Below are 8585 nucleotides of genomic sequence, written 5' to 3'. Positions count from 1 at the left end.
GGCCCCGGCCGGCACGGTCGGCGCGGTGGACACGAGGGCCGGCGCGGCGGGTGCGGCCGGCAGCGCAGCCGGCGCGGGTGGGGCGAGCGGCGGTCCGGCGTACGCCGGCACGGACAACTGTCCGCGCAGCGGCAGGTCGGTCAGCGCGCCCTCGGCCACCGGCAACTCCGGCTGGTCCAGCACCGTCGGGGCCACTCCCAGCTCGGCATGCAGCATCCGGGCCACCAGCGGGATCCGCGACGACCCGCCGACCAGGAACAGCCCGGCGAGCTGGTCGGGGCTGAGCCCGGCGGCGGCGATCACCTCCCGGGCCCGGTCGACCGCGCGGCGCAGCAGCGGCGTGGCGACCCGCTCGACGTCCTCCCGGGTCAGCCGCACCGCGTCGGCCACCCCGGGGACCGCGACCGGCGCCACGGTGGACCGGGACAGGGTCTCCTTGGCGCCCCGGACCTCGTCCCACAGCCGGACCTGGTCGCGGCGCTGCGCCGGGTCCGTCGGGTGCATCAGTCGGGCCCACTGGGCGGCGTGCCGGTCACCGACCAGCTCGCCGACCCGCCGCACCAGCGCCGCGTCGAGATCCAGGCCACCGAGGTCGGGCAGCCCACCGTCGGCGACGACGCTGAAGCCGGAGTCGCCCCACGGGTCGGCGCCCTCGTTGCGCAGCACCGCGACATCGAGCGTCCCGCCGCCGAAGTCGAACACCGCGATCGCGCCGCCGACCGGCACCGGCCGGTGCAGCACCTGCGTGTAGTAGCGGGCGGCGGCCACCGGCTCCCGCAGCAGCCGGGTGCCCGGCGGCGTCGGCCCGGCCAGGGTGTGCTCGGCGGCCTGCGGCCAGCCGGCCCGCAGCAGCGCGTCGCCGAGCACCTGCCGCCGCGTCGCGTCCCAGGCCGCCGGGCAGGTGAGCACGGCCGGAGGCAGGAAGCCGACGGCGCCCACGGCGGCCCGCGCGACCGCCGTCAGCACCCCGGCGAGCAGCTCGGCCGGCGGGTACGAGCGGTCACCGAGCAGCACCATCGGCTCGTCCACCCGACGCTTCGGGTTCGCCTCGAAGCGGGCCGGGTCCGCCTGGGCCAGCCGCCGGGCGTCCCAGCCGGTGTGCAGCGTGCCGTCCGGGTCGGCGTACACGGCGGACGGGCTGACCGGCTGACCGTCCATCAGCAGCGGTCGGGTCCGCCCGTCCGGCCAGCGCAGCACCGCGACCGTGTTGGACGTACCGAGGTCGACGCCGAGAGCGAAGCCCTCGTGTTGGCCTGCCATCTGCCCGATACCTCCGCCGCGACGAGGGAAACTCAGCCCCGCATCGTACGCAGCCGGCGCCGCCCCACTGATCACTCGGTCAGCCTCGCGCCGACCCGCGCGCGTAGAGCGGTCAGACGAGACGCTGGAGGCGCGCCGTCGGACGCTCGTTGCGCAGGTGACCATGCTTGTGCTGGCGAACCTGCTCGTCCCAGACCTCCTGGTCGTACTCCGGGTCCGGCGGAATCCACCGGTGGGAGCCGTCGCTGTAGTGGAACTTCTCGTCACCAGGCCGAAGAATGCTCATCGGATCCAGCCGAGGAATCGTTGGTGCAGGGAGCCGGCGGGAACCTGGGCAAGGTCCCGGGTGGCGTCGACGAGCTGAGCGGCCAGATAGAGGGCGAGTGACACGGAAGCGCGGTCGTACTCGGCGACCAACTCTCGGCGGCGGGTCGGGCAGGGCCAATCGCTGCCGCAGCCGCCACACGTCCAGGCCGGCAGGACAGGGCGGTGAGCGGTCATGACCGGTCGTCCTGGGCCGGCCAGTGGCCGCGGTTGATCGGGATCCGGTGACGGCTGCGGCACGGCAGGTTCGCCCCGCAGCGGCAGATCCGTCGCCAGTGTCGCCAGGACCAGACCGGCCGGTGACGGCGGGCCAGAGTCAGGGCGGCAGCCGAGACGAATTCCTCGTATGAGACGCGCCGCACGCGCCCTCCCTCGTCACGAGCGAGGGTGGCCTGTCCACCCCCGACTGAGGGACGCGGCGACAAGCGATCTCACACCGCCCGCCGCACCCCGTGGCGAGCAAGTTACGTACGGCTACGGGGTGGGATGGGTAAGGTCTGTACCCCTGGATCAGGAGATCAGACCGACCTTCAACGCCAGGTCACGCGCTCCGTCGCGCGTGGCACGCGGCCCGTCAATCAGATCCAGAGTGATCTGTCGGGCATAGCCGTTGAAGCGGATCGTCTCCGGAGCTGACTCGTACGCCTGTCGGAGAGTCGCCACGGCGGCTTCCTTGTCGTCCTTGCCGTAGTGGGCACGAGCGACCTCGATGAGGTGACGGGCACGACGTGGCCTCGATGGAATGGCCGCCGCCTCGTGGCGGCGCGCCTGCCGCACCGCCTCGCCGGACTTCTGCAACTCCACGGCCACGGTCACGGCGTGGGCACCCATGACGACGCGTGAGAACGACGTCTGCGGCTGATAGAACCCCTGCGGTAGACGCTGGGCCACCTCGTCGGCGCGGTCCCAGTACCGCCACGCCCGGCCCTCCTCTCCGGCGCGGGCCGCCGTGTAGGCGGCCTCGAAGTGCAGCGCACCCCAGAGCGCAAGAAGGTTCGCGTTCGCATCGGCCGTGCGCGCTTCCAGGGTCGAGAGGATGTCGAGCGTCACCGCAATGGCGGTGTCCCAGTCCCCGGCGTCCCGGTGCACCTGGCACAGGAACCACCCCGCGCCGGCCAGCGCCTCGGGATCACCGGACTCCTGGGCGGCCACCATAGCGCGGTCGGCGACCCGCCACAGCAGTTCGGCAGCCGGCTGGTAGGCGAGGAACATCTGCGCGAGTCCAAGTACCTCAGCCAACAGAGCCTGCGCCCGCCGACGGTCGGCACCCTCGTATGTCAACGCGGCAGCCTGCGCGTCCCGCACCAGATCCGGCAACAACGCGCCCAACACCGTGCGATGGTCCGACGCCTGGTGCCGCGCCCGCCACGCCGCCGAGAGACGATCCCGCAGACGGCCCAGCGAGTCTGGAGGCAAATCACCGGACAGGGGGAAACGGTTCACCGCGTCCCGGACCGAGGCCAGCGCCGGATGCTCGGGGCCGTTCACGGCGGCCGACCGGTCGCTCAACTCCCCCACCAGGGCGGACACGTCGACCTTGAGGGCCCGCGCAATGCGGTCCAACATGTGTACGCGGGGCGGCAGGATGCGGTCCGTCTCCACCGCCTTCACCCACTCGGCGCTACGACCGACCAGCCCGCCGAGCACGGCACGCGTCTTGCCGGATCGTTCGCGGTAGACCTTGAGACGCTGCCCGAAGCTCAATTCCGGCATGGAGTTCATCCCGTACCTCCTCATAGCCGGGATGCGTCACCGGCCCGACGGCCGCCGTTCGGTCCCACGCTACCGACCGGCGCCCCGCCTGATAAGAGACGCGCGTGGCGGCGCCGTCGAGGTCGGCGTCGGTGAGGCGGTCGAGGAGACCCAACCGAAAGTGCTCCATGGCCACGGTCCACCACCACCCGATGTGCCACGTCAGCCAGCCGATCGTCGGCACCGGGATCCGGCCGGGTTCGGTGTCGGCCCAGTCGGGGGTCCATCTGCCGTCAGAGGTGCGCCGTGCGCAGGAGGGGCAGGGGCGGGACGGGCATCGGCTGATTCTGTCGCGGCGCGGCGCCCTCGTCGACGGGATAGTCAGCGGCCCGCTGCGACGGAAAGGTCGGCCGGACGTAAGAGGATCGCAAGATCTGCCGGCACCACCTGACGGTGACGCTGGCTAGGCTGGCCGGGGAGGTGGCCGGTGGCGCAGCGGGTGCTCGTGGTCGACGACGACCGGACCGTCAGCGACGTGGTCTGCCGCTACCTGGAGCACGCCGGTTACGACGTGAGCCACGTCGGGGACGGGCTGGCCGCCCTGGACGCCGTGCAGGATCGGGCACCGCACCTGGTGGTGCTGGACCTGATGCTGCCCGGGTTGGACGGGTTGCAGGTGTGCCGGCGGTTGCGGGAGCGGCCGGACGGCGTACCCATCATCATGCTGACCGCGCGCGGCGACGAGGCGGATCGGGTGCTCGGCCTGCAACTGGGCGCGGACGACTACCTGGGCAAGCCGTTCTCGCCGCGCGAGCTGGTGCTGCGCGTCGGGTCGGTGCTGCGCCGGGCCGGGGAGCCGGCCGCTCCGGTGGCCGAGGTGCTGGTCGACGCGGGGCTGGAGGTGGCCACCGGGCCCCGGGTCGCCCGACTGCACGGCCGGGAGCTGGCTCTGACGCTGCGCGAGTTCGACCTGCTGGCCCACCTGATGCGGCACCCGACGCGGGCGTTCCGCCGCACCGAGTTGCTGGAGCGGGTGTGGGGCTGGAACTTCGGCGACCAGTCCACGGTGACCGTCCACGTGCGGCGCCTGCGGGAGAAGATCGAGGACGACCCGGCCGAGCCCCGGCGGATCGTCACGGTGTGGGGCGTCGGCTACCGGTACGAGCCGGCCGGTGCGTGACCTGGCGCTGATCTTCGGCGCTGCGCTGTCGGCCGCGCTCGGCGTCGGCCTGGTGGGCGCGCTGACATTGCGGCTGCTGCGCCACCGGTCGATCACCGTGCACGTGTGCGTCCTGCTCACGGTCACCGTGGCCGCCGTGGTGGCCGGTGTGGTGGTGGTCGCCCAGGCGATGTTCCTGTCGCCGCACGACCTCCAGGTCGTCCTGCTCACGGTGGCCGCGGCGGCGGTGGTCAGCCTCGCCGTGGGCTGGTATTTCGGGCGCCGGCTGGCCGTGGCCGCGGTCTGGGCGGATCAGGCCCGGGAGCGGGAACGGCGGGTCGAGAAGGGCCGCCGGGACCTGGTCGCCTGGGTGTCGCACGACCTGCGGACGCCGCTGGCGGGGCTGCGGGCGATGGCCGAGGCGTTGGAGGACCGGGTGGTCGACGACCCGGCGACGGTTGCCGAGTACCACCGGCGGATCCGCGCGCAGACCGACCGGATGACCCGCCTCGTCGACGACCTGTTCGAGCTGTCGCGGATCAACGCCGGGGCGCTGCGGCTCTCGCTCTCGGCGGTGCCGCTCGGCGAGGTGGTCTCCGACGCGCTGGCCGGCACCGCGCCGCTGGCCGAGGCCCGCCGGATTCGCCTGGTGGCCGCGGAGTCGGGCTGGCCGACCGTGCTGGCGAGCGAGCCCGAGCTGGCCCGGGTGGTGGGTAACCTGCTGCTCAACGCGGTGCACTACACACCCAGCGACGGCACGGTCCGGGTGGACGCCGAATCAACCGGAGGCGGCCGACCAGACCGGGCCACGGCTTCGCTTCCGTGCCGGCGGCGTCGACCGGGCTCCTCCGCCCCGCGGGGGCGATGGCAGTCACGGAAGCACGGTCACGTCGCCGGGCGATCGGGCGGGTGCGGCATGGTCAGCTCGCCGAACCAGCGCCGGCCGCGCCGGAACAGCTCCCGTACCACCAGGTCGGCGGCGCCGGCGACCTGGTGCACGGCCCGCGCGTCGAGGCGGGCCCAGCGGAACGGCGGGCCGAGCCGGAGCCGGCCGGCCGGGCACGCGGCGGCGACCCGGGCGTGGCCCTGCCAGAGTCCGGCGCCGGGCGGCTCCAACTCCACCAGCACGGTGCCGGCGGTCGCGAGCAGCGCCCGGCACCGGCGCAGCAGCGCCACCGGGTCGCCCCCGATGCCGATGTTGCCGTCGATCAGCACCGCGTGCGCCCACCGGCCCTCGCCGGGCAGCGGGTCGAACAGGTCGCGGCGCAGGCCCACCGCGCCTCGGGCCCGGGTCATCCGCACCGCGTCCGCCGACACGTCCACGCCGACCGCGGTCAGGCCGGCGCGGGTCAGCGCCAGAGTGAGCCGGCCGGGTCCGCAGCCGAGATCCAGGGTCGGCCCGGCGCAGCGGGCCACCACCGCGGCCACGGCCGGCTCGGCGGGGCCGTGCCAGCGCGCGACCGGCAGCCGGCTGCGTACCCCGTCGCCGTGCACCAGCCACCGCCCACCCGACCGGTCGCCGAGCGCGGCGGCGAAGCCGTCGGGACGGGCCGGTGCGGCGTCGGGCGGTACGCCGACCGCCGTGTCGGCCCCGCTCACCGCCGCTCCCCGGGCACCAGGGCGAGACGGACCGCCGCGACCTGCCGGGCGAACCGCCCCCCGGGCACGTCCCTCGCCACCGCGAGGGCGTCGGGCCACTCGTCGACGTCGCGCAGGACCGGCAGCGGCACGACCGACAGGCCCCGCCCGGTCAGCGCCGCCCAGGTGGCCCGGCCGGTGTCGGGTGTCGACATGGGCACGTCACGCAGCACGTCCGCGTGCCGGGGCTCGCGCAGTCCCAGCGACCACCAGCCGCCGTCGCGCGCCCGGCCGAGCACCGCGTCGGAGGCGCGCAGCCGGCGTACGGCGGCGGTCAGCCGGGCCGGGGTCAGCTGCGGGGTGTCCATGCCGATCTGGAGCACGGGCCGACCGGGGTACGCCGCCGCCACCTCGGCGTACGCGTTGGCGAGCCGGTCGCCGAGCCTGGCACCGCGCTGGTCCAGCACCGGCCAGCCGGTGAGCGCGGCGGTCAACGCGGCGGCGTCCTCCACCTCGGTCAGCCTTCCCGCACAGGCCAGCACGGGGGTCACCCCGGGGGTGGCGCGGACGGCGTCGAGGGTGTCGCGCAGCGCGGCGGCGGCGATCCGGGCCGCCTGCGCCGGAGTGGCCGGTGGGCAGAGTCGCGTCTTCACCGCTCCGGGCACCGGCGCCTTGGCCACCACCAGCAGGATGGTCACCGGGGGCCGTCCACGGTGCGCAGCACGCCGGCGAAGTCACGGGTGGCGCGCAGGGTGCCGCGGACCGAGCCGGACACCTTCGACCGGGTGCCGGCGGCCCGGGGCGCGTAGGTCACGTCCAGCTCGTGGATCCGCCAGCCGGCGGCGGCCGCGCGGATCAGCAGTTCGAGGGGGTAGCCGAAGGCCCGGTCGGCGACGCCGAGGGCGAGCAGCGCGTCACGGCGGGCCACCCGGATCGGGCTGAGGTCCCGCAGCGGTACGCCCCGACGGCGCAGCAGCGCGGCGACCAGCGCCGTGCCGGCACGGGCGTGCCACGGCCACACCCCGGCGCCGACCGGCCGACGCCGGCCCACGCTGAGATCCGCCGTCCCGGCCTCCACCGGCGCGACCAGGGCGGGCAGCTCGGCCGGGTCGAAGGAGCCGTCCGCGTCGAGGACGCAGACCAACTCACCGTCGGCGGCCTCCAGCCCGGTGTGCACCGCCGCGCCGTAGCCGCGCCGGGACTCGTGGACCACCCGGGCGCCGTGCCGGGCGGCCACCTCGGGTGAGCCGTCCCGGGAGCCGTTGTCCACCACGATCGCCCGGTAGCCGGGAGGCAGCGCGGTGAGCACCCCGGGCAGGGCGGCCGCCTCGTCCAGGCAGGGCAGCACCACGTCGATCAGAGTCGGCATACCGCCGACGCTAGGGCGGCACCCGACCGGCGGAGGCCGGAATGTGCTTACCGAACCCTTACCGCCAGGGCATTTCTTACCGTCCGGTGACGGGCCGGCGGTTCCGCCGCCGGGAGGCCGGCTGCCGCCGTACCGTCCGGTGGTCATGACCTCGACCGCCGCTCCCGCCGCCGCCCCCGGGCGGACCCCGACCCGCCGCTTGCGGGGCGACCTGCTGGTGGTGGGCGTCGAGGCGGCGCTGCTCGCCGTGGCGGTGCTGGTGGGGGTGCTGCTCAACGAGCGCGGCGCCGGCCTGCACGCCGACGCCGCCCCGCTGTACGCGACCTGGCGGCCACACGTGGGCTGGGGAAGCCCGGCCGCGCTGCTGGTGGCGGCCGCGGTGGTGGGCTGGGGCGTGCGGTGGGCCCGCACCGCCCGGTGGGGCGTCCTGCTGGTCGCCGCGTGGTCGGCGGCGGTGGCCTGGACGCTGTCGTTGGCCCTGGTCGACGGCTGGTCGGCGGGGCTGACGCGGCGGCTCACCCCGCAGGCGGAGTACCTGCACGAGGTTCCGGGGGTCACCGACATCCCGGCGATGCTGGCCGGGTTCACCGGCCGGATCCTGGACTTCCAACCGGACGCCTGGTCGACACACACCGCCGGGCATCCGCCGGGCGCGCTGCTGATCTTCGTCTGGCTGGACCGGGTCGGCCTGGGCGGTGGCACCGCCGCGGCGCTGACCTGCGTGCTGGTCGGGGCCACGGTGACGGTGTCGGTGCCGGTGACCCTGCGGGCCCTCGGCGCGGCGGACGCGGCCCGCGCGGTGGTCCCGTTCCTGGTCCTGCTGCCGGGCGCGGTCTGGGTGGGCGCGTCCGCCGACGGCATCTTCGCCGCCGTGGTCGCGGCCGGCCTGGCCCTGCTGGCGGTACGCGGCCGGGCCGCCGCCGCGGCCGGTGGCGCGCTGCTCGGCTTCGCGCTGCACCTGTCGTACGGGTTCCTACTGGTCGGGGTGCTGGCGCTCGCCGTGCTGGCGCTGCGCCGTACCCAGCGGTGGGGCGCGCTGCTCGCGGCCGGCGCCGGGGTGGTCGCCGTGACGGCGGTCTTCGTGGCGGCCGGTTTCCATTGGTGGGACGGCTACCGGCTGGTGGTCGAGCGGTACTACCAGGGCTGGGCGGCCGAGCGCCCGTACGGCTACTGGGTGTGGGCCAACCTGGCGGCGCGGGCCGG

At 75.2% G+C, this 8585-nt stretch carries 9 protein-coding genes and 1 pseudogene; 3 read left to right on the top strand and 7 right to left on the bottom strand.

Features of this window, described 5'->3' with window-relative positions; all coding sequences use genetic code 11:
* From DKT68_RS30005 to DKT68_RS29990, 4 genes are all read right to left on the bottom strand, one after another.
* A partial coding sequence (locus DKT68_RS30005) for an Hsp70 family protein (protein WP_146218452.1) occupies positions 1–1260 on the bottom strand: 1260 nt, incomplete at its 3' end.
* A gap of 112 nt (positions 1261–1372) precedes the next feature.
* Positions 1373–1546, bottom strand: coding sequence for a hypothetical protein (locus tag DKT68_RS31650; RefSeq protein WP_201749246.1), 174 nt, complete (start codon positions 1544–1546; stop codon positions 1373–1375).
* On the bottom strand, positions 1543–1761 hold the full coding sequence (locus DKT68_RS32580; RefSeq protein WP_109820742.1) for a hypothetical protein: 219 nt from the start codon (positions 1759–1761) through the stop codon (positions 1543–1545). The genes DKT68_RS31650 and DKT68_RS32580 overlap by 4 nt, the downstream gene beginning before the upstream one ends.
* Positions 1762–2094: 333 nt before the next feature.
* Positions 2095–3306: a helix-turn-helix domain-containing protein gene (locus DKT68_RS29990; protein ID WP_109820740.1), complete on the bottom strand. Its 1212-nt coding sequence runs from the start codon at positions 3304–3306 to the stop codon at positions 2095–2097.
* A gap of 457 nt (positions 3307–3763) precedes the next feature.
* On the opposite strand from DKT68_RS29990, the gene DKT68_RS29980 reads away from it, so the two are divergent.
* Both DKT68_RS29980 and DKT68_RS29975 read left to right on the top strand, forming a co-directional pair.
* Positions 3764–4456 (top strand): response regulator transcription factor, encoded by a 693-nt coding sequence (locus DKT68_RS29980; RefSeq protein WP_109820739.1) that lies wholly within the window; start codon positions 3764–3766, stop codon positions 4454–4456.
* Positions 4449–5210 (top strand): annotated as a pseudogene (locus DKT68_RS29975) (sensor histidine kinase); the annotation flags it as partial. The gene DKT68_RS29980 and the pseudogene DKT68_RS29975, both read left to right, overlap by 8 nt.
* Before the next feature lie 110 nt (positions 5211–5320).
* Here DKT68_RS29975 and DKT68_RS29970 read toward each other — a convergent pair.
* From DKT68_RS29970 to DKT68_RS29960, 3 genes are read right to left on the bottom strand one after another with little or no spacing between them, the layout of a single operon-like run.
* A complete protein-coding gene (locus DKT68_RS29970; RefSeq protein ID WP_109820738.1) occupies positions 5321–6034 on the bottom strand; it encodes a class I SAM-dependent methyltransferase in 714 nt (237 codons plus the stop codon).
* The gene (locus DKT68_RS29965) at positions 6031–6711 is read right to left on the bottom strand and encodes a TIGR04282 family arsenosugar biosynthesis glycosyltransferase (RefSeq protein WP_109820737.1); all 681 of its coding nucleotides are present in this window, start codon (positions 6709–6711) and stop codon (positions 6031–6033) included. Before DKT68_RS29965 ends, DKT68_RS29970 begins: the two co-directional genes overlap by 4 nt.
* Entirely contained in the window at positions 6708–7382 is a 675-nt protein-coding gene (locus tag DKT68_RS29960) for a glycosyltransferase family 2 protein (RefSeq protein ID WP_109820736.1), read from the bottom strand. Before DKT68_RS29960 ends, DKT68_RS29965 begins: the two co-directional genes overlap by 4 nt.
* Before the next feature lie 145 nt (positions 7383–7527).
* Here DKT68_RS29960 and DKT68_RS29955 point away from each other — a divergent pair.
* On the top strand, positions 7528–8585 hold a 1058-nt coding region (locus tag DKT68_RS29955), incomplete at its 3' end, for a hypothetical protein (protein WP_109820735.1).

Source organism: Micromonospora acroterricola (assembly GCF_003172955.1).
In the GTDB taxonomy this organism is placed as follows: Bacteria; Actinomycetota; Actinomycetes; order Mycobacteriales; family Micromonosporaceae; genus Micromonospora; species Micromonospora acroterricola.
The sequence above is the reverse complement of the archived record's forward strand: the minus strand, read 5'-3'. Positions and strand labels throughout refer to the sequence as shown.